Origin of the sequence: Metabacillus fastidiosus NBRC 101226 (assembly GCF_001591625.1) — a bacterium.
Lineage (GTDB): Bacteria > Bacillota > Bacilli > Bacillales > Bacillaceae > Metabacillus > Metabacillus fastidiosus.
The window spans coordinates 11,947-32,284 of sequence record NZ_BCVG01000035.1; the positions used below are offsets into that span (position 1 = coordinate 11,947).

Annotated in this window: 22 protein-coding genes and 1 riboswitch; of the genes, 8 read left to right on the forward strand and 14 right to left on the reverse strand. The window is 33.9% G+C overall.

Annotation, left to right across the window (positions count from 1 at the left end):
* Positions 1-19: 19 nt before the first annotated feature.
* The 8 genes from BFA01S_RS10455 to BFA01S_RS10490 all read right to left on the reverse strand — a co-directional run bounded on the left by BFA01S_RS10455 (position 20) and on the right by BFA01S_RS10490 (position 8,572).
* Entirely contained in the window at positions 20-595 is a 576-nt protein-coding gene (locus tag BFA01S_RS10455) for a TetR/AcrR family transcriptional regulator (protein ID WP_066229565.1), read from the reverse strand.
* A gap of 121 nt (positions 596-716) precedes the next feature.
* On the reverse strand, positions 717-1,946 hold the full coding sequence (locus BFA01S_RS10460) for an EAL and HDOD domain-containing protein (RefSeq protein ID WP_066229570.1): 1,230 nt from the start codon (positions 1,944-1,946) through the stop codon (positions 717-719).
* A 352-nt stretch (positions 1,947-2,298) separates the two neighbouring features.
* Positions 2,299-3,435 (reverse strand): bifunctional cystathionine gamma-lyase/homocysteine desulfhydrase, encoded by a 1,137-nt coding sequence (locus BFA01S_RS10465; protein WP_066229573.1) that lies wholly within the window; start codon positions 3,433-3,435, stop codon positions 2,299-2,301.
* A gap of 1 nt (position 3,436) precedes the next feature.
* Positions 3,437-4,360 carry a PLP-dependent cysteine synthase family protein gene (locus BFA01S_RS10470; RefSeq protein ID WP_066229575.1) on the reverse strand — a complete coding sequence of 308 codons (924 nt, stop codon included), beginning with the start codon at positions 4,358-4,360 and terminating at the stop codon, positions 3,437-3,439.
* Positions 4,361-4,464: 104 nt separating this feature from the next.
* Complete coding sequence (locus BFA01S_RS10475) at positions 4,465-5,106, reverse strand: class I SAM-dependent methyltransferase (RefSeq protein ID WP_066229579.1); 642 nt, start codon at positions 5,104-5,106, stop codon at positions 4,465-4,467.
* A 127-nt stretch (positions 5,107-5,233) separates the two neighbouring features.
* The gene (locus BFA01S_RS10480; RefSeq protein WP_082799954.1) at positions 5,234-5,902 is read right to left on the reverse strand and encodes a cupin domain-containing protein; all 669 of its coding nucleotides are present in this window, start codon (positions 5,900-5,902) and stop codon (positions 5,234-5,236) included.
* A gap of 211 nt (positions 5,903-6,113) precedes the next feature.
* Positions 6,114-7,331 (reverse strand): Ger(x)C family spore germination protein, encoded by a 1,218-nt coding sequence (locus tag BFA01S_RS10485; protein ID WP_066229583.1) that lies wholly within the window; start codon positions 7,329-7,331, stop codon positions 6,114-6,116.
* Positions 7,332-7,369: 38 nt separating this feature from the next.
* The gene (locus tag BFA01S_RS10490) at positions 7,370-8,572 is read right to left on the reverse strand and encodes a Ger(x)C family spore germination protein (RefSeq protein ID WP_066229586.1); all 1,203 of its coding nucleotides are present in this window, start codon (positions 8,570-8,572) and stop codon (positions 7,370-7,372) included.
* A 243-nt stretch (positions 8,573-8,815) separates the two neighbouring features.
* On the opposite strand from BFA01S_RS10490, the gene BFA01S_RS10495 reads away from it, so the two are divergent.
* The 4 genes from BFA01S_RS10495 to BFA01S_RS10510 all read left to right on the forward strand — a co-directional run bounded on the left by BFA01S_RS10495 (position 8,816) and on the right by BFA01S_RS10510 (position 13,272).
* A complete protein-coding gene (locus BFA01S_RS10495; RefSeq protein WP_066229589.1) occupies positions 8,816-10,405 on the forward strand; it encodes a spore germination protein in 1,590 nt (529 codons plus the stop codon).
* A gap of 200 nt (positions 10,406-10,605) precedes the next feature.
* Positions 10,606-10,842 (forward strand): hypothetical protein, encoded by a 237-nt coding sequence (locus BFA01S_RS10500; RefSeq protein WP_066229592.1) that lies wholly within the window; start codon positions 10,606-10,608, stop codon positions 10,840-10,842.
* Positions 10,843-10,911: 69 nt separating this feature from the next.
* Positions 10,912-12,009: a GerAB/ArcD/ProY family transporter gene (locus tag BFA01S_RS10505; RefSeq protein WP_066229597.1), complete on the forward strand. Its 1,098-nt coding sequence runs from the start codon at positions 10,912-10,914 to the stop codon at positions 12,007-12,009.
* A gap of 156 nt (positions 12,010-12,165) precedes the next feature.
* Complete coding sequence (locus tag BFA01S_RS10510) at positions 12,166-13,272, forward strand: GerAB/ArcD/ProY family transporter (RefSeq protein ID WP_066229598.1); 1,107 nt, start codon at positions 12,166-12,168, stop codon at positions 13,270-13,272.
* Positions 13,273-13,590: 318 nt separating this feature from the next.
* Here the strand turns inward: BFA01S_RS10510 and BFA01S_RS10515 are convergent, their stop codons facing one another.
* Entirely contained in the window at positions 13,591-13,809 is a 219-nt protein-coding gene (locus BFA01S_RS10515; RefSeq protein WP_412758861.1) for a hypothetical protein, read from the reverse strand.
* Positions 13,810-13,940: 131 nt separating this feature from the next.
* Between BFA01S_RS10515 and BFA01S_RS10520 the strand changes: the two genes are divergently transcribed.
* Together BFA01S_RS10520 and BFA01S_RS10525 are read left to right on the forward strand one after the other, a co-directional pair.
* Complete coding sequence (locus BFA01S_RS10520; protein ID WP_066229601.1) at positions 13,941-14,240, forward strand: 4a-hydroxytetrahydrobiopterin dehydratase; 300 nt, start codon at positions 13,941-13,943, stop codon at positions 14,238-14,240.
* Positions 14,241-14,322: 82 nt separating this feature from the next.
* Positions 14,323-14,970, forward strand: a complete 648-nt coding sequence (locus tag BFA01S_RS10525) for a hypothetical protein (RefSeq protein ID WP_066229604.1) — start codon at positions 14,323-14,325, stop codon at positions 14,968-14,970.
* 49 nt (positions 14,971-15,019) lie between these two features.
* Here BFA01S_RS10525 and BFA01S_RS10530 read toward each other — a convergent pair whose 3' ends face one another.
* The 4 genes from BFA01S_RS10530 to BFA01S_RS10545 are packed head-to-tail and all read right to left on the reverse strand — an operon-like array spanning position 15,020 to position 17,362.
* Positions 15,020-15,256 carry a hypothetical protein gene (locus BFA01S_RS10530; RefSeq protein ID WP_066229607.1) on the reverse strand — a complete coding sequence of 79 codons (237 nt, stop codon included), beginning with the start codon at positions 15,254-15,256 and terminating at the stop codon, positions 15,020-15,022.
* Between the two features lie 24 nt (positions 15,257-15,280).
* Positions 15,281-15,700, reverse strand: coding sequence for an arsenate reductase (thioredoxin) (gene arsC, locus BFA01S_RS10535; protein WP_066229610.1), 420 nt, complete (start codon positions 15,698-15,700; stop codon positions 15,281-15,283).
* A gap of 16 nt (positions 15,701-15,716) precedes the next feature.
* On the reverse strand, positions 15,717-17,015 hold the full coding sequence (locus BFA01S_RS10540; RefSeq protein WP_066229613.1) for an arsenic transporter: 1,299 nt from the start codon (positions 17,013-17,015) through the stop codon (positions 15,717-15,719).
* A 14-nt stretch (positions 17,016-17,029) separates the two neighbouring features.
* Entirely contained in the window at positions 17,030-17,362 is a 333-nt protein-coding gene (locus tag BFA01S_RS10545; protein ID WP_412758862.1) for an ArsR/SmtB family transcription factor, read from the reverse strand.
* 191 nt (positions 17,363-17,553) lie between these two features.
* Here BFA01S_RS10545 and BFA01S_RS10550 point away from each other — a divergent pair, with 191 nt between their 5' ends.
* Both BFA01S_RS10550 and BFA01S_RS10555 read left to right on the forward strand, forming a co-directional pair.
* Positions 17,554-18,318: a hypothetical protein gene (locus BFA01S_RS10550; RefSeq protein ID WP_066229618.1), complete on the forward strand. Its 765-nt coding sequence runs from the start codon at positions 17,554-17,556 to the stop codon at positions 18,316-18,318.
* A gap of 16 nt (positions 18,319-18,334) precedes the next feature.
* A complete protein-coding gene (locus tag BFA01S_RS10555; protein WP_066229621.1) occupies positions 18,335-19,216 on the forward strand; it encodes a DUF3307 domain-containing protein in 882 nt (293 codons plus the stop codon).
* 42 nt (positions 19,217-19,258) lie between these two features.
* Here BFA01S_RS10555 and tenA read toward each other — a convergent pair whose 3' ends face one another.
* Entirely contained in the window at positions 19,259-19,924 is a 666-nt protein-coding gene (tenA, locus tag BFA01S_RS10560) for a thiaminase II (RefSeq protein WP_066229624.1), read from the reverse strand.
* An 83-nt stretch (positions 19,925-20,007) separates the two neighbouring features.
* Positions 20,008-20,112: riboswitch (TPP riboswitch) on the reverse strand.
* Positions 20,113-20,338 lie beyond the last annotated feature (226 nt).

Here is a 20,338-nt window from a genome sequence, read left to right on the forward strand (position 1 = left end):
TGCTTTTTCTTACTTTCCCTTACTTTTTTACATTTAATGCATGTGTTAGAAAATCAAGTACTTCCGCTTTTTGTATATTTGCTTGATCGTCTTGTTTCGTGTCATATAAATAAATTTGCTCAGCAGCAGATTCTACGAGCCCGATAAACAGTTTTGAAGTCCTTTCTACATGAAGCGAATCACGAATCGTTCCGCTGTTTTTAGCTTTCGTTAAAAATTCACTTATCCATGAATAAAATGGCTGGTAAACAGTCTCCCATTCTTTTAAATGTTCTGTCGAGGCAAGACCTGCATAAATTAAAGCGAGGATTTCCCTGTACTCACTTGTAATATTAAAAACAGCATCAACGACCTGCTCCATTTGAATAAAAAACGGTTCATCCTCTCTTACATTGTTTTTAACCGCAGTAATTGTTTTCTCCACCATTATTTCAGCGATCGCTGGCATGACTGACAGCTTTGATGGAAAATACAAATAAAATGTCCCCTGAGCAATGTTAGCAAGCTTAACAATATCGGAAATCTTCGTTTTTTCAATTCCCTTTTCTTTGAAAACCTCTATTGCAGCCTGGACTATTTTTTCTTTTTTATTCATCTTCTGCTCCTTTTAAATGACTGAATATCATTCATTTTATACTAATAAATAATGAAAGTAAACCCATCATACAATCCATAATTGCTGATGGGCACTATTATATCAAACTTACAATAAAGATTTATACCTTGGTTAAATCGCTTGACCAGTTAATTGATCTATTATAGAGCTCAAGAATGACTTCATCCTTTATATCCAGTTTTTCACTGTAAAAGATCATTCTCTCCCATTCACCTCGTTCAATGGAAATAGTTAAATCTAATATATCCCTCATTATATTGGATTTGCCTTTTAGTGCATCACAAATATCCTCCTGAAGAGGCAGAGAAGATAGGATCTCTTCCATCGTCGTACCTAATAATGTATCCATAAGAGAAAACATACCAGTCATAAAATAAGATGATGCCTTGTTTTGCTGATTTTTATGTATAGCAATATATTCACACATTTTTGCTCTTATAAGGCTTATGTTCATAATTTCTTCATACCATTCATTTTTTGCCCCAGGCATCCCTCTAACTAATAATATGTAAATCCATTTTTTGATTTCAGTAAATCCAAGTAAGACAACAGCATGCCTTATGGAGTTTATTTTATTTTCCGGGCGGAATGCCGGCGAATTAATGAGTTTAAGAAGCTTATATGATAACGATAAATCATGCTCAATTAGTTTTGTAATATAATCAACATCTGGCTCAATATCAGAGAGATGTTTGATGATTTCATAATAATTATGAAAATATTTAGGTACATCGTATGTAGAAAGAATGTCCGGCTTCGAAAAGAAATAACCTTGAAAGTATGCATAGCCATTTTTAACAGCAAGTTCAAATTCTTCCTTTGTTTCAATCTTTTCAGCAAGCAGTTTAATATTTAATTCTATAGCAGCCTTTTCAGTTATCCGTCTAGATTCCTCTGTCGTTTCTCTAAAATCAATTTTAATAATATCCGCTTGTTCCATGAAAAGATAAGAATATGGATTTTCCTCATTTAAAAGAAAATCATCAAGAGCAATCTGGTATCCCATATGTTTTAGTTCTTTGCATATATCAAGCATTTCTTTATTCAGCTCAATCGATTCCAATATTTCTATAATTATTTTATTCTGCTGAAAATATGCAGGAAGTCTTAAATGAAGTAAGTTCTCAGTAAAATTAATAAAGCATGGTTTCCCATTGGAGAGTTCATCAATTCCTATATTTAAAAAGCCATTAATAATTACACTGGCTGTTGCTTCATCTCCGTTAATCGGAGGGAATTGATTTTCCCGGCCATTGCGATAAAGTAACTCATATGCAAAAATTTCCTTTTCTTTTGTAAATATCGGCTGCCTTGCTACAAAAACCTCCAACTCAGCTCTCCTTTCTATTATCTTTACAATTGAATTTTTTTTAAAAAACTTCACGTAAATTCCACTGATTCCTTTTTGCTGATGCCCTAGTTATTAATTTCTCAATCATTTTCCTCCAGTTATTAATATGAATTAAAATTAGTTCTACGAATGAACAGGCAAAAAATTAAGAAAATCGAAACCAGAATTATTCTATTTATCTATATTAGAAATTAATTAAGATATATAATAAAACTCCTTATATATCAAAAATTTACAAGTTAAATATAACCATTTAACTTGTAAATTGTAACATGAATTTGAATATTTGGATACATAAACAGACTTTCTCTTTTGACAGGATTGGATTATCTTATTCCTTTAAGGCGTAAGTTAAATCATCAATTAAATCTTCTGTATCTTCAAGACCGATTGAGATTCTAATTAATCCGTCCGTAATTCCAAGTTCTTTACGTCTTTCTGGGGGAATCGAAGCATGTGTCATAAGAGCAGGAATAGAAATAAGACTTTCCACAGCTCCAAGACTTTCGGCCAGAGTAAAGTATTTCACTCTGCTTAAAACTTTTTCAGCTTTCTCAGCACTTCCAACATCAAATGAAACGACCCCTCCAAATCCTCGGGACTGCTTTTTGGCAATTTCATGATTAGGATGACTTTCTATTCCAGGATAATAGACTTTTTTTACACTGCTGTGCTTTAATAAAAATGGAACAATTTGCTTTGCGCTTTCTTCATGCTGTTCCATTCTAATTCCAAGTGTCTTTATTCCTCGTATGATTAACCACGAATCATTTGGTCCAAGTATGCCCCCTGTTGCATTTTGAATAAAATGCAGTTCTTCACCAAGTTTTTCATCATTAACAGCAACTAATCCGGCAACAACATCACTATGTCCTCCAATATACTTTGTTGCACTGTGCAGGACAATATCAGTTCCAAGAGTTAACGGGTTTTGCCAGTAAGGAGTAACAAATGTATTATCTACAATTGTCAGTAAGCCATGCCTTTTTGCAATTGCTGCAGCTCCTTCAATATCTGTAATTTTCAATAACGGATTAGTCGGAAATTCGAGAAAAAGAGCTCTCGTATTTTCTTTAATTTCATTTTGTATATTATTTAAATTACTTGTATCAATAAAAGTGGCTTCAAGGCCGAAGCGATTTAACACTTTCGTCATGACACGGAAGGAACCTCCGTACACATCATCTGTCAGAATAATATGATCGCCTTTACTAAACAGCATCATAACAGCAGTTAGTGCAGCCATGCCCGATCCGAAAGCGAATCCCCTTTTTCCTTCTTCCATATCTTTAATTAGTTCTTCTAAGGCATGACGGGTAGGATTTCCTGTTCTGGAATATTCAAAACCTCTATGTCTCCCTGGACCATCCTGTTTATAAGTGCTTACTTGATATATAGGAACAGAAACTGCTCCTGTAACTGCATCCCCAGCAATTCCCCCATGTATGAGCTGTGTCTTTTTTTTCATTTTATAATCCCCCATCGTAAATTTTTTTACTTAAGTATCTTTCACTTGAATCCGGAAAAATGACGACTATATTTGTCCCTTCCTTCGCTTGTTCCGCTTCTTTTAAAGCAGCATAAAATGCTGAACCAGATGAACTGCCGACTAATAATCCCTCTTTCAAAGCTAATTCCCTCACCATAGAGAAAGCAGCTTCATCCGAAACCGTATGAACCGTATCAAAATATTCTTTATCCATATAAGGAGGCAAAAATTCCAGCCCTATGCCTTCTGTCTTATGAGAACCTGGGGTTCCTCCGTTCAATATAGATCCTTCCGGTTCAACGATAACTGTTTTGATATGACTGTTTTTCTCTTTTAAATAACGGGCTGTTCCCATAAACGTCCCGCCCGTTCCGGCTCCAGCAACAAATACATCTATTTTCCCTTTAAGCTGCTCCCATATTTCTGGACCAAGTGTTTTATAATACGTATCAGGATTGGAGAAATTCAGGAATTGCTGAGGACTATAGGAATTTGGAATTTCTTTTAATAATTCATTTGTCTTTTTAATTGCTCCCTCCATTCCAAGTTTAGCAGGGGTAAAAACAATCTCCGCTCCGAACGCCCTCATTAATTCTTGTTTTTCCTTACTGAATTTCTCAGGAACACAGAGAATAACTTTAATACCCGTATTAACTGCTGCTAAAGCCAGCCCTATACCTGTATTTCCGGCTGTCGGTTCAATAATTGTCCCGTTCGTCCTTACATATCCTTTCATAAGAGCATGTTGAAGCAGCTCAATTCCAAGCCGGTCTTTAATACTTCCTCCCGGGTTAAAAAACTCCAGTTTTGCAAAAAGACGCACTCCCTTTGGAAATGAGAAATGTTTAATTTCTAATATAGGAGTTTCTCCAATTAACTCATGTACACTTCCTGCCACTTTCACCTTTTTTCCCGCCTTTCTATTACAAGTCCAGTATTGAAATTTCTTTACATATCAGCTATTGTCCAATCATTCTTTTCCAAATAAATGAGGGTGGAAAAATTTCGTCATTCTGTTTTCACAGCATTTATAATCCATACAAAATCATTACATCGCTGAAAAACAGTGGAAAATTGATTTTCTTTAAATATTTCCTCCAAATATGGAATAGTCGTATAAAATTCAGTTTGCAGATCCTTTGCTAAATTTAAAAATCCGGCTGTTTTTGCATCTTCTATTGCTTGTATATATTCTTTATTTGTTGGATAAATCGTATCTGCTAATACAATTTTCCCGCCTGGCTTTAACAGCTTTCCATAGAGAGCAACAGCTTCCTCTTTCTCCTTATCTGTCAAATGATGAAAAGCATATGTGCTTACGATAGAATCAAAGGATCGTGAGACCGGGAAATTCAAAAAATCTCCATCAAGTATAGTTGCTTTTCCTTTTAATTTTTTTAATGCGATTTCTCTCATTGCAGCGGACGGTTCAATTCCGGTAACTTTATAACCTTTTTTAATGAGCTTCTCTGTTAAGTTTCCAGTTCCAGTTCCAAATTCTAATACACTGCCGTATGCAAGAGATGCAACTTGCTCCAGAATAGAGGGATAATTTTTAAAAACTTCTCGATACTCATCATCAGCACCTGTGACCGTATCGTCATAATATGAAGCCCATTTGTCGAAAACATCAAGAAATTCTCTCCCCATTACGAACCATCTCCCAATCATTGTTTATAATTCTTATATGTATAGTATGATTTATACCAAAAATGGTTCTTTTAATAATAAGAATCCTCTTAATGTAAGAGGATTCTTATTAAAGTAATGTATAAATTTATTGCCTATATCCGTAATAAGCACTCATATATGTGGTTTGAGGAGCAACCGTGTAATAGGAATTACTCATTGGCTGTTTGTTTGAGCAATTCATTGTACCAGCTGTTCTTCCTTGATGTTTCTTTTGAACAATACACTTATCTGTCGGTCCAATAACGATCGTTTCCCCATGCAAAGGTTTCAAAGCTTGTTTTAGTTTCTCAGCATCTAAGCAATATGTGTGTGCAAGTACTTCAATCGGTGTTTTTGTTAATATATCTGATCCAAAGATATATTCCGGATATGGAGCATCAAAGATAGCAAGTAAGTGAGTGTTGTCTTCGGAAGCTGTCTCCCAATGCCACCAGCCTTGAGGTATATTGGCTACCTGTCCAGGTTTAATTGGAATATTGGTAACTTCATTATTAAATGGATTAATTAAAGAGACAACAGCAGATCCCGAAATACAATAAACTAATTCAGCAGCATTTTGGTGATAATGAGGTTCCACTGTGCGCCCTTTCGTTAAAAAAATATCAAGAAGGGAGACTTTCCCTAATGTATTCAACACATCTCTTCCTAATCGGTTAATATAATTTTTAGAGTTGCGTGTATTTAGCCTGTTTTTATTAAGATCTGCAAAATACTGAACATTCGGTGCCGTATAATCAATATAAGAAGTATGCAAGAAAAACACTCCATTCTCCCATTAATAACAGGTCAATCTAGTCTATAATATGTTTTCTTATGAGACTTGTGATAAATGACTATAAAATAGAAAAATGCAGTAATCCTTCTGTTTTTATAATAAGGATTTTTGATTTTCAAAAAAGTTAGGCAGTTAGTAATAATTAAATGAAAAAACTGTATTAAATTATTTAAAAACAAAAATCTTCCGTTTACTTATCCATTTCTCTTTGCTTTTCTAACTTTTCCAATACAGAGTTCTCTACCGTACCTATCTGTTTAATTTCTCCCTGTACTTTTATATTTACAGGTAAATATTTAAACTGTTCATTCCAATCACCTTTTATTTTTCTCCAAATTTCAGGGTTCGCCCGATGAATTTCTTCACCGAAGCCGAATATATCAGCTTGATGATGTTGCTGTATTTGACTGATTGCATTTCTAAAATAACTTTTCGCTTCTTTTTCGTAAATTTTCTCTATTTCTTCAATTGTTCCCTCTTTTGTTAGATCAATATCACATTGCACTTCGGCTATATCGCCTTCTACAAAAATATTAAGGTCTATTTCAGGCTTCCCATTTCTTATCTCTGCCTTCATATCCGTACTTGAATTTTTCACTTCGTATACCACTTTTCCACCTTGAGGGCATGATAAATTAATCGTTGTACTTTTCTCATTATTTGTAAGAACATTATATGTTTTTCCTTCCATTTCATCCAGCCAGCCGATTAATTTATCTTTTTTAAACACAGCTAAATTAGTAATTTGTAAATCACCATTCGGAACAGTCCTTTCTATATTCTCCATGCTGTTAGCCAGGTCTTTATCACCTTTGACAATAATTCCAGTCAGCACTAAAGCTTCCCCTTCCCTGACTATTGTTTTAACGAGTTCATGCAATGTAACAGCCTTTGTAGCCGACCATTCTTTTTGAGAGGTTTCAAGGGCATTAAACATTTTATTAGACGGAATTTTTTCTAAAGGAGTAGAAACCTTCAGTATATCTTCCGCTCTCATTCCTTCTGCGACCATAATATAAAAATCCATTCTGAATTCCTGGTCTCTAAATAGCAGGTCAAGTATTTCTCCTATTCCATCTTTTGCAAATTCTTCTCCTAATACAATCATCCTAAGATGAGATGCATACATTTTTCTTGGTGCGGTAGTTGTTATTTTCCTTATTGCCTCAAACACTGTACCACCTGTTTCCTGATACATAATAACCGGTGCTTTTTCAATACTGCTTTTCTGTGTAGCAACCTGTCCTGGATTTATTACTTGAGTTGTGACAAGAAATTGGTCATCTACTTTATCGATACCTATTCCTACAACAATTGCCAATTCATTTAATTCTCTGCGGTTCCAGCAGCCAGTAAGAAAAATAAGGATACTAATAACTGTAATGATTACAAGGATCCTTCGCTTCATTCATTAATCTCCTATTCATTTTTTAAAATCTCTCTATTTTACTGGTTAATCTCTTTAAGAGGAGGATCAACAATCGTACCAACCCGGCGAATTTTCAAATCTGTTTCAATTTCTATTGGAATACCAGTGAATTTTTCACTCCACTCCTTCTCGTTCTTTTTCCAATAAACCGGATTTGAGCGTTGAAGAGCTTCGCCAAAACCAATAACATCTGCTTTATATTTTTGCTGGGAGGCATTTATAACAGCCTCAATTTGCACTTTTATATTTTCTTCTCCTTTTTTCTCAAACTCACGGATTGTTTCTGTTTTTGCCAATTCAGCTTTCTCACACTCCACATCGGCTATATTTCCTTCAGCTTCTACACGAATCATTCCTGTTAATCTTCCGTTTTTAACTTTTGTTTTGACATCTGCTTTTGTTCTAATTATTTCAATTCCTATTTTTCCTTCATTCGGGCAAGTAATATCTACAATTGTGCTTTTTACTTTCCCTAACGAATAGTTCAACCCTTTACTTTCTTCTTCATCTAACCAGCCAATGAGCCGATCATTTTTAAATACTGCTATACCTTCATACTGTAATTTAGTAGGAGCTTCAATCTGTTTCACATTTTCACTCGTTTCTCCTTCTTGTACGTCTCCTCTTATTTTTATTCCGGTTAGACTTGCTTCCTTTCCTTTACTGACTATGTTGGGAATTAATTCATCCAGTGTAACTGATGCTGTAGGTGCCCAAGCTTTTTCTGATGTTTCAAGAGCAGAAAATAACTGACTAGCTGGAATATCTTCCAAAGAGGTCAAAATTTTTAAAACATTTTCCGCTTTCGAATCTTTGGCTACTGCAATATAATAATCGGTTCTCATTTCCCGAGCCCTTGATAATAAATCTAATGTTTCCGCAAATCCTTCTTCTGCTAACTTTTCTCCTATAACAACCATTCTAAGATGAGCTGTATAAATCTTTCTTGGTGCAACCGTTGTAAGTCTTCTAAATGCTTCCATTACCGTATCACCAGTTTCTTGATAAATCAGCACTGGAGTTGCCCTCCCACCACCTTTTTGCGCTGCAATTTCTCCTGGATTCACGATTTGAACTGTTACAAGGTATTGATCACCCTGTCTATCAATTCCTAATCCAACTGCTATAGCAAGCTCATTCAGTTCTCTTCGGTTCCAACAACCTGTAAGCAGGACAAGAAGGATAATAAAGATAGCAAAAATAACTATTTTCCTTTTCATCAAATAGCTCCCTCATCAAACTTTTATTTATAAATTGTCCAAAAGAAGGGCATTTTAATAACAATTAGGAAATTCACCTTTAAATTATATAAAATGAAACTTTCCTCAGTGAGGGTTAGTTGAACCAATCGGATCTTTATGGGCAGTTGATCTCTCACTTAACTTCCTCGAGTTCTTAGAACTTCGAAGTAATAGATCAATAATAATAAATACCATCTAATTGAAAAACAGGAGTTTTGCAAAATGGGATTTTTTAAAAAAGGATCAAAACCTGCTAAATCTAAGTATAGTAAAGTCAATTTAAACAATGAACAAGAGAAACAGCCTCAATCTGATCCATTAAGTCTAGATTTAAAAGAAAATATTCAGAAAGTAAAACAAACACTCGGCAACAGTGATGATATTGTTATTCGTGAGATTCGAATTGGAAAAAAGAAGACAATAGAAGCGGGAATCATTTATACAGACGGTTTAATTGACAGTGCATCTGTTCAAGATTTTATTATGGAATCTTTAATGCTGGATTTGCCGCAAACAGAAACTAACGAAGTAAATCTGGAAGACTTTCTTCTTCAACTGAAAGAAACAGTGTTGACAGTAGGAGAAATTTCAGATGTATCTGACTATAATTCCCTTTTTGATTCCCTACTAACTGGTCATGTTATTCTTTTATTCAAGGGGATTGCAAAAGGTTTTGCAATTGGAATGAAAGGCGGAAAAGAACGAAGTATTTCAGAACCAACTACAGAAAATGCAATAAGAGGACCAAGAGAAGCTTTAACAGAAAATATTCGGACGAACACAGCTTTAATTCGCCGGAAAATTAATAATCCTAATCTTTGGGTGGAAACAAAAAAAATTGGAAAAGAAACAAAAACTACTGTTTCCTTTATGTATATAAAAGGAATTGTTAACGACAAAATAGTAGATGAAGTAAGAAATAGACTAGACAGAATTAATATTGACAGTATTTTAGAAAGCGGTTATATAGAGGAGTTAATTCAGGATAAAACATATACCCCATTTCCAACTATTTATAATAGTGAACGTCCCGATGTCATTGCATCCTATCTTTTAGAAGGACGTGTGGCAGTTCTTATTGATGGCACTCCATTTGTATTAACTGTTCCTGCATTATTCGTTGAGTTTCTTCATGCACCTGATGATTATTATAATCGCTCTGATATTACAACGCTTATCCGGTTCCTTCGTTATATCGGTTTATTCGTTGCTCTATTAGGACCGTCACTATATATTGCGATTACAACATTCCATCAGGAAATGCTGCCAACACCATTATTAATTAACTTGGCTGCACAGCGCGAAGGTGTTCCTTTTCCAGCTTTTATTGAAGCGGTTATAATGGAGGTTACTTTTGAAATTTTACGAGAATCGGGTCTAAGATTGCCAAAAGCAGTTGGACAAGCTGTATCAGTTGTTGGGACTTTAGTTATTGGGACTGCTGCAGTAGATGCTGGAATTGTATCTGCCGCAATGGTAATTGTTGTTTCAATTACAGCAATCTCCAGTTTTATTGTAAGTTCTTACCAATTATCAATTTCCATCCGAATGCTTCGTTTCCCTTTTATGGCACTGGCGGCTTCATTCGGATTATTTGGAATTATTGTCGGGTTGATCGCTCTTACCCTTCATTTATGCAGTTTGCGCTCATTTGGTGTTCCTTATATGGCACCGTTTGCTCCATTTATTATGGATGATCAAAAGGATGCCATTTTCCGTTTACCAAGATGGGCATTATTTGCACGTCCAAGATTAATCAGTCAAAAAAATGTAAAGCGGGAAGACACCCCTTCTCCAAAACCAAAATCATAGAACAAATATTCAATCAGCACGGATTTTCTTTATCCCCCACTGATTATTAGATTGACTTATCGGACCTTTACGAGAAGTTGATTTCCTACCTAATCTTCCTTGTTTTTTAGAATATCGGGTAGGAGTCATACAATCCATTAAAAATGGCATAAAAACGAATACAGGCATTTTAAATAGAGAGATGGAATGAGGATATTTAAATGTTGAAAATTGGAGGGATTTTAGTAATTGCAATTATAATCATTGCCCTGGAAGTTCCTTACCTTTTAAAAAATAAACTTAAAAGGGAAATGTGGGCATTTTCCATTCTTTTAATTATTGCAATTGGACTAAGTATTGCTATGGCTTTGAATGTGAATATTCCGAACCCTATTGATTTGATCTCCACCATTTTTAAACCGTTCAGCTGGTTCTTATATGATTATTTATTAAAATAATGAACCTTAATTTCAACTTAGATAATTTGATTCATCGTTCACATACTATTTCAAGAAGAAGGAAAAACAATGTCTAATCAACAGAAAATAAGCGCTACACAATTGTCAGTTATTATTATTTTATATATTGTCGGTACTTCTATTTTGCTGGCACCTTCTATACTCGTATCCTTTGCAAAACAGGATGCTTGGATTTCAGCAATAATTGGAGTCGGAGTCGGATTATTCTTTATACTACCATTGTATAACAGACTTGGAAAGCTTTATCCTAATATGACACTGGTCGAATATAGTGAAGAAATTCTCGGTAAATGGTTTGGAAAAACAGTCTCCTTTTTCTTTTTTATTTATTTAATGATTTTGTGTGCTCTTGTACTGAGGAATATAGGAGACTTTATGGCAACACAAATTTTATCAGAAACCCCTCCGCTTGCAGTTTATATTTTTTTTATAAGTATCGTAATAATGGGAGCAAGACTGGGATTAGAACCGATGGCAAGGGCTGCGGAAATCTTCATTCCATTCGTTATCTTGCTTTTCTTTTTCTTTATGATTTTTATTAGCCCTCAAGCAAAGATAGAGAATATACAGCCGGTGCTTGGAAATGGAATAATACCTGTTTTGAAAGCGAGCGGTCCGTTTATTGTGTTCCCTTTTTTAGAACTTATTGTTTTTTTAATGATTTTCCCTTCATTAAATCGGTCTCAAGATTTTAAGAAAGCTAGTTCTATCGGGATACTGATAGGAGGAACAATAATTGTTATTATTGTAACACTGAGCATCCTTGTCCTCGGTTCTGATATAACGGAATCGCAAATTTATCCAACATACAGCCTTGCCAGAAAAATTAATATAGGAGATTTTCTAACAAGAATCGAAGTAATAGTTGCTACTATATGGTTCTTTTCTATCTATATTAAATTAACTGTTTGTTTTTACGGAGCAGCTTTAAGTCTTTCTCAAACGCTGAATTTAAAAGAATATCGTACACTGACATATCCTTTAGGAATAATTATTATCATTCTTTCCATTATTGTATCTCCAAATATTGTTTATGAATTAACAGAGGTTCCGAAAACCATGAGACTATACACACTAACCTTCGGACTTTTATTTCCTTCCCTCTTAATGACAACGGCTTTTATGAGGAAAAAATTTAAAAAATAAAAACATAGGAAAGAAACTCTTTACGAACAGTTCCTTTTCTTTTTTTTCAGAATATGGATTGTGGAGTCTTCCTTCTCGTTAAGAATGGGATAAATAAAACATATTAGAGTAAGAATATATAGGGATATTACGAAAAAATAGCAAGGTTGGTCATACATGGAAAATATTAAAATAAGCTCTCGTCAATTTTTAATTTTAGTTATCTTGTATACGATAGGTACAGCTATTTTAATTATTCCATCCAGTATAGCTCAAGAGGCTAAGCAGGATGCTTGGATTGCAGCAATAATAGGTGTGGGACTGGGACTGTTGCTGGTCATGTTATACATCTCTTTAGGAAATATATTTCCGAATATGACTTTAATCGAAATGTTAGAACAAATTCTTGGTAAATGGTTAGGAAAAGCAGTGTCTATTTCTCTTATTCTCTTCTCATTGACGACTGCAGCGGAGTTATTATATTTTATTGGGGAGTTCATCACTACACAAATGATGCCGGAAACTCCAGTAGAAGCTGTTTATATCCTTTTTACCTTTATTGTTGTAATCGGAATTCGGTATGGTCTTGAGACGGTAATTCGTTCAGCCGAATTATTATTTCCATGGTTTATTTTTTTATTTATTATTTTAGTCGCTCTTATTACTCCTCAAATTGAAGTTGAAAATATTCAACCTGTATTTGATATACAATTAAAACCAATGATTCGTGCTATTTTACTTTTTACAGGTGTTGTAGCTTTACCTTTATTTGTTTTTTTGATGATTTTTCCTGTATCTATCAATAAATCCAAACAAGCAAAAAAAGCTTTTTTTCTAGGAATGTTAATCGGGGGAATGTTTCTAGTCATTATCATAGCTTTATCTCTTTTAGTACTTGGTGTAGAAACAACGATAAGACAAGTATATCCGAGCTACGCCTTAGCAAAAATAGCAAATATCGGTAATTTTATGCAGCGGATCGAAGCAATTGTAGCTTTTATATGGATCATCACCATTTATTTTAGATTAATGATTTACTTTTACTTAACTGTTATCGGGCTTGCTCAAACATTGAATTTAAACAACTATCGGCCGCTTACCTTGCCTTTAGGAATCATTTTAGTAGTCATTGCACGTATCGTGCACCCTAACACTGCCCATTCCATTGAATTTAATGTGAAAATTTGGGTACCTTACATATCTATTTACGGTCTTTTTCTTCCTTTATTACTAATAGTAATTGCAAAGATTCGTAAGAAAACGGGAAAAGAGCAGAATTCCTAAGCTTTAATATATAGCTGCACTGCTATTGTGATTTCTCAAAAAAGATTTATTATAATTAATAATGCGTCGCATCTTAGTAATTAAGAAGTTGCGATGCATTATAGATAGAACGGTTTCCCCAATCATGGTAAAAATATAATACTTGTCCTGCTGTCCCAGCTTCTAATGGACTTATACCAATACAAAGGTAATCTCCACTTCTCCTTTATATAAATCTTTATCAAATCAATTATAGATTTACATAACTTGAACTCTCTTTGTTGAAAAATCCTAATTTTTTCATGCCGTATTTTTCATTTAAATACTCTTTTAGCTTTTCTAAATCTTTTCCAAAAATAAGAGTGGATTTTTTGAAAAAGAGATGACGTCTTCTCCCTCATATATTCTAGCTCTTATCCTCTCTTTTTCTGAACGAAATAATAAATGTTTCCCTTTGTAATAATATTCGTATGAACCTGTATCATCCTTCTCGCTTTTGTCTTCGAAAGGAATAACTTCGATATAATACAAATTTCTATTAAATTCCATTTTATCCAAATGACACACTCCTTTTATTTTTTCTCAATCATAACTAGTTCCAAGTTAATTTTCAGCAATTATGACTAAATATTCCTCATTCAAAGTATTAATGATAATATCTAGTTAAAAATAGAAACGAGGTTATATTATTGGAAAAACTCCCTTTACCTGTAATTGAAGAGAAATTAACAAAACTAAGCGGTTGGAAATTACAAGACGATAAATGGCTTATTAAAAAATACCGTTTCAAGACTTTTACAGATGCTATCGCATTTGTAAATGAAATAGCAAAACTGTCAGAGGATGAAAATCATCATCCATTTATTTCGATTGATTATACGGTCGTCACATTAAAATTAACTTCTTGGAATGCAAGAGGAATCACTGAGTTGGATTTAAAGCTGATTCAATTATACGACTCTATTTACAATACCTCCACTGCTCAATAAAACAGGATAGTTTCTTATTTGTTCATAAAACACTATAATGAACTATAGAACTTTAAATTAAACAGAAAGCGAGAAGATTATTTTGAAACAAATCGTAGAACAACTGGAAAGCCGCAATCCTTTACAAGAGTTAAGAATTGAATGGGTAACAGACCGTGATGCCATTCGTGAAAGTGTTTGGAGCAAAGAATTAGACGATCAAATTAATGATATTTCTGTTGATAATCTTTCAAATGAAGAAGCAGATAAAAGACCTTATGCTATTTCTTTCGTTGCAGGTCTTCATTTATGGAATGATAATTTAGAAGATTGCCATGAAGCTTTACAAGATTCTATTATTTACGGAGTTCATGATACTGGAAGCTACTGGCACGGAATTATGCACCGTATTGAAGGAGACTTCGGCAATACAAGATACTGGACTGGAAAAGCTCGCAACCACTCTCTTTTCCCTGAACTGCAAACAAAGATCAGTGCATATCTTCAAAATGAGGCTGACCTTGATTCACTGCCTGAGAGCGATACAAAACAAGCTTTAATAAAAGTAACAGAACAATCAACTTGGAATCCATTATTCTTTATTGATATTGTAGAATTACAAACAAATAAAGAAAAAAATCCAGCAACAGAAGAAATCGTAAAGAAAGTTCAACAGCTTGAAATTGCTATTTTGCTTCAATATACATATGAACAAAGCGGCGGTACAGGAACTATCGTTGACTTAGCTTAAGTCTATTCCAAATAGAGAAAATGCCTTTGACAGTCAAAGGCATTTTTCTTTAAATAAATTCTCCTGCTTTATATTTATTTATTAAACGATTGCACACATATTCCCTGCATGCAGATGATAAAGGTGATCTATCAGCATGAATTAAATCTCCAAACGGCTGGCCGTCCATGAACTTAACTTCTCCTTCAAATTGCTTTCCTAAGTCTGCATCATGAATAGTTATTTTTATAAAAATAGTACCAAATTCAGTAGTACTGAAATCAACGATATTTAAAACATGTTCCACTGTTATATCATCCTTATCTATAGTTTATTCTCCAGTCTCTCTAAATCGCTTAATTCTCTCCCCAATCTCATCTCGAACACGCCCAAAGAAAGCCCATTTCTCTTCATCTGTTCCTTCTGCTTTAGCTGGGTCATCAAATCCCCAATGTACTCTTTTAATATGTGGTGGTGTAACAGGACAATGGTCTGCTGCATGGCCGCATAATGTAACGACTAAGTCAGCATGATTTAAAATTTTCGGATCAATGACATCTGATGTTTGATTGGAAATATCAATTCCAGCTTCATTCATTGCTTTTACCGCGTTTGGATTTAATCCATGTGCTTCAAGCCCAGCACTTTTTACTTCCCAGTCGTCATTTAAATATTTTTTTGCCCATCCTTCTGCCATTTGGCTTCTGCAAGAGTTTCCAGTACATAAAAAGTAAATTGTTTTTTTAGACATCATTTATTTCTCCTTTTTAATGAATAATAAGCAGCCAAATATAAAGGCCGGCTAATGTAATGAACAAGGTTGGAATCGTTAAGATAATACCTGTTTTAAAATAAGTACCCCATGAAATTTTCACACCTTTTAAAGATAAAACATGGAGCCATAACAATGTTGCCAGTGAACCGATTGGCGTAATTTTCGGTCCTAAATCTGAACCGATTACGTTGGCATAAATAAGTGCTTCTCGTATATTTCCAGTTGTATTTGTATCGGCAATAGCAAGTGCATCAATCATCACAGTTGGCAGATTGTTCATAACAGAAGACAAAATTGCTGCTATAAAACCCATTCCGATCGTCGCAGCAAATAATCCATGATTTGCTGTCTGCTCGATAAGATCTGCTAACAAATTTGTTAAGCCTACATTTCTCAAGCTATATACAACGACATACATTCCGATTGAGAAAAAAACAATTGCCCAAGGGGCACCTTTTATGACCGTTTTTGTGTTAACAACAGTGCTTTGTCTTGCCATAATTAAAAATAAAACTGCAACGATTCCAGCGAAAAATGATACTGGTACACCGATGAATTCACTTCCAAAATAGCCAATAAGAAGTATTCCTAATACGAACCAGGATAGCTTAAACATTTTTTCATCTTTAATTGCTTCAATTGGCTTTTTTAATTGGGTGAAATCATAATTTTTCGGTATGCTCTTTCTAAAATAAAGATATAAAACTAAAATACTTGCTGCTAAAGAAAATAAATTCGGCACAATCATTCTAGTCGCAAACTCGACAAATCCGATACCAAAAAAATCAGCTGACACGATATTTACTAAGTTACTCACGACTAAAGGCAGTGATGTTGTATCAGCGATAAATCCACTTGCCATAATAAATGGGAAGACGAGCTTTTCATTAAAATTCAAATTTCGGACCATCGCTAGTACAATCGGTGTAAGGATAAGTGCCGCACCGTCATTTGCAAAAAATGCAGCTACGACAGCTCCAAGGATACTTACATATATAAACATTTTTACACCGTTTCCTTTAGCCGCTCTGGCCATATGTAAAGCAGCCCATTCAAAAAATCCAATTTCATCTAAAATAAGTGAAATAATAATAATTGCGATAAAAGCTAATGTTGCATTCCAAACGATTGATGTTACATCGATGACATCTTGAAAATCAACAACACCTGCAATTAAGGCTAAAACAGCTCCTCCGCAAGCTGACCATCCAATTGAAAGTCCCTTCGGCTGCCAGATGACAAGTGTTAATGTAAGTAAAAAAATCAATATTGCTAATATTATTGATACCAAAATATATCCTCCAACTATTCACATGAAATTCGTAATCCTTGCTGTTCTAATTGTTTTAACTTAAAGTCTTGATCTGGAAGGTCCTGGAGTAATGTTTGGATAAACAAATAATACTCGCTTTCCTTATTCAATGAGTAAATAATCCACTGTCCCTTCCTTTTCTCTCCTACAATCCCCATATCTTTCAATTTGCGAATATGTTGGCTTATAGCTGGCTGGCTCATTTTAAATATTTCAACAAATTCACATACACAGCAATCATGAGAATCCAAAATCTTAATCATTGTCAGACGGGTTTTATCTCCTAATAATTTCAATACAACTGCTGCTTTTTCGATATTCAGCAAAAGATTCACCTCCTTGTCATTTTAATATAAGTAATTAATTATATAATATTTTACTTATATATTAAATTCAACTATATTTTTCTGTAAAGCTAAGTAAACTTAGACTATTTTATCTAAGTTATGATCACTTTGAATATTTCATCTAAGTATTATATAATATCTTTTAAACTCGTCTATGGAGGTTTTTTCAAATGAAACAGCCTGTTTCCCTTTTTATTATGGATGTGACTAACTCTTCTGATGAAAGTCACTGGATAGAATTATCGAATTATTTACAACAATGGGAAAATCATATTAGCAATTGGTGCAACGATACAATACCTTTTATCGTTTCCCACCGACGCGGGGACGAAATTTTATTCATCGGAAAGTACCTTTTCAGCGCGTATACAGTAGCATATACAATTAGACAGCACTGGAAATATGATAACCATAAACCTTACTTCGGTTTATCATATGGATTTATTGATGAGGATATAGAAAGAATTGATATTGAAATATGGAACCACCCACTTATTAAAAAAGCAAAAAAAGCGAGTGAGAACATAAAGACAGATAAAAAAAGAAAAAGAAATATGCTGTTTGGAGCTGAAGAACAAAAGGATGTAATAAATAAAACAGATATAATAAATTTATTGTTAGAAAATCAGCAGGCATTATTAGAAAATCAATCCGAAAATCAGAAGCTGATCTATTCTCTCTATTCTATATTTAACGAACAAAAGAAAATAGCTCAGTTACTAAATAAAACACAGGCAACTATTTCCACTCATTATAAACGTGGAAAATGTGAACTTTTAAATGAAAACTATGATAAGATACAAAAAATCTTAGGCTGTTATGGATCTGCTGAATATGCAGCTGTTAAAGAAATTTTGTTAGCAATAGACAGCTTAAACAGTTCTATTCAAAAAAATCTGGAAGAGAATTTAACTCAGATATATCCAGATCTATAAGGCAAAGGAGGAAACGATGGTATTTTTAAGTTTATTTTTAGCTCATTTGCTAGGGGATTTTTATTTTCAAACGAATAGAATGGTCGCCGATAAGCGAAAATATTTAAAGAAACATTTGTTTCATCATTTTATTTTAATGTTTATAACATTACTCATTTTGTACTTTTCCACAGAAAAAGCAGATAATTTCCTAACAGATGTTATTATCGCTGCAATTACTATTACTGTCTTTCATTACATAATCGATATGTTAAAAATTATGTTAACAGATAAAATTAAAAAGCGCTCAAGCTATTCCTTACTTGATTTTTATCTTTTCATTACTGATCAATTACTGCATATAATATCCCTGCTCTTTGTCTGTATGATCTTTTTTAATATTAATCTATTAGACTATGTAACGAAAATACTATCTCTTTTTCATCTTATAAAAGGTGGAAATATAACAATATCTGCAGTTAACATAATTCTTTTCCTGATTGTTATGGCCATTATTTCTACGACAGTGAGCGGACATTTAATCAGACTTCTTTTAGGCATTCTACCTAATCATTTATCCTTATATGAAGGGAAATATATATTAAAGGATGTCCATAATAATACTGAATATGTGAATCAGAAAAGTACGAGCATTTCAGAGGAATTTTCTTATATTATCGTGAGAAAGCAGGATTTAGCTAGAGGAGTTTTAATTGGATATTTAGAGAGGCTGTTAGTTATTATCCTAATTATTAATGGAGCATTTACTTCGATAGCATTTATTGTTGCTGCAAAATCATTAGCCCGGTTCAAACAGATGGATGATAAAGACTTTGCTGAATATTTCCTGTTAGGAACACTTTCCTCTATTTTATTAGGTATTGTATATGGCGTTGTTATTAAACTTGTTTTATCTTAATATATGAAGAAGAAACCCGCTCCTAAAAGCGGGTTTTCCCTATTATATCGGCCACTTCTCAAGTGTATAAGCCATTTCCCAAAACATGTACTCATATTTGCTACTCGTAATGAAAATGGATTCCATTCGTTTCTTTTCGTCTTCTGATGCTTTTTCTGCCCAATCATCCAAACGGTTAATCTGTTCTACTACTAATGTTTCAAACCAATCATCTCCATATGCATCAATCCATTTTTGATAGATTGGTACATCAGGAGTAGAGCCTTTATATTTTTCACCAATTTCATAGTAAAGCCAGTAGCAAGGCAGGATAGCAGCTATCACTTCTCCTAAAGATCCTTTATACGCGACAGAAAATAAATGATTTGTATAAGCTAAAGCCGTCGGTGCTGGCTCTTCTACAACGATAACCCCATCTTTTGATAAGCCAAGTTCTTTTGCAAATTGTTCATGTAAAAGATGCTCTGCATCATAAGATGATTTAGCATGGAAAGCCATTCTGCTTGTTGTATAAAAATCTAAAGATTTTGCAGCACCAATAGATTGTACTTGTGCAAAGCAAGAAAGATAAAAAGAATCCTGCTGCACATAATAAGAGAAACATTCTAACGGAAGTGATCCGTCAGCAACTCCTGTAACAAACGGATGTTGAAAGCTTGCATCCCAAATACGCTCTACCTTTTTCCTTAAATACTCTGAAAATTTCATTCTGATTCCATCCTTTTTAGTAAAATTAGTTTAAAAAACAAAAAAGCCTGCACCCGAAAGTATGCAGACTTACATTTCACTATAAATGTAGTTTATGTACATCCCTCCGCTGGCATTATCCAGATCAGGTTAATGGGTCGATATCTTACATATCCTCTCAGCCAGTAACAGCTCCCCAGTATTTTCTTCATTTTAATAGAGCATATCATATGATTTTCCTTAGAGCAATCTTTAACTATCTAGCTTGCAATTCTAGCATATGTTCTATGAGTATTAATAAAATTTCCCCAAAGGAATGGACTATTAAAAATAGTATTTAAATTTATCCCAGCCATAACGGGCAGTAAGACTCCCACTTCAAAACTCTACAAACTCGAAGAAGTGAAGTTAGAGATCCACTGCCCGTAAAGGTCC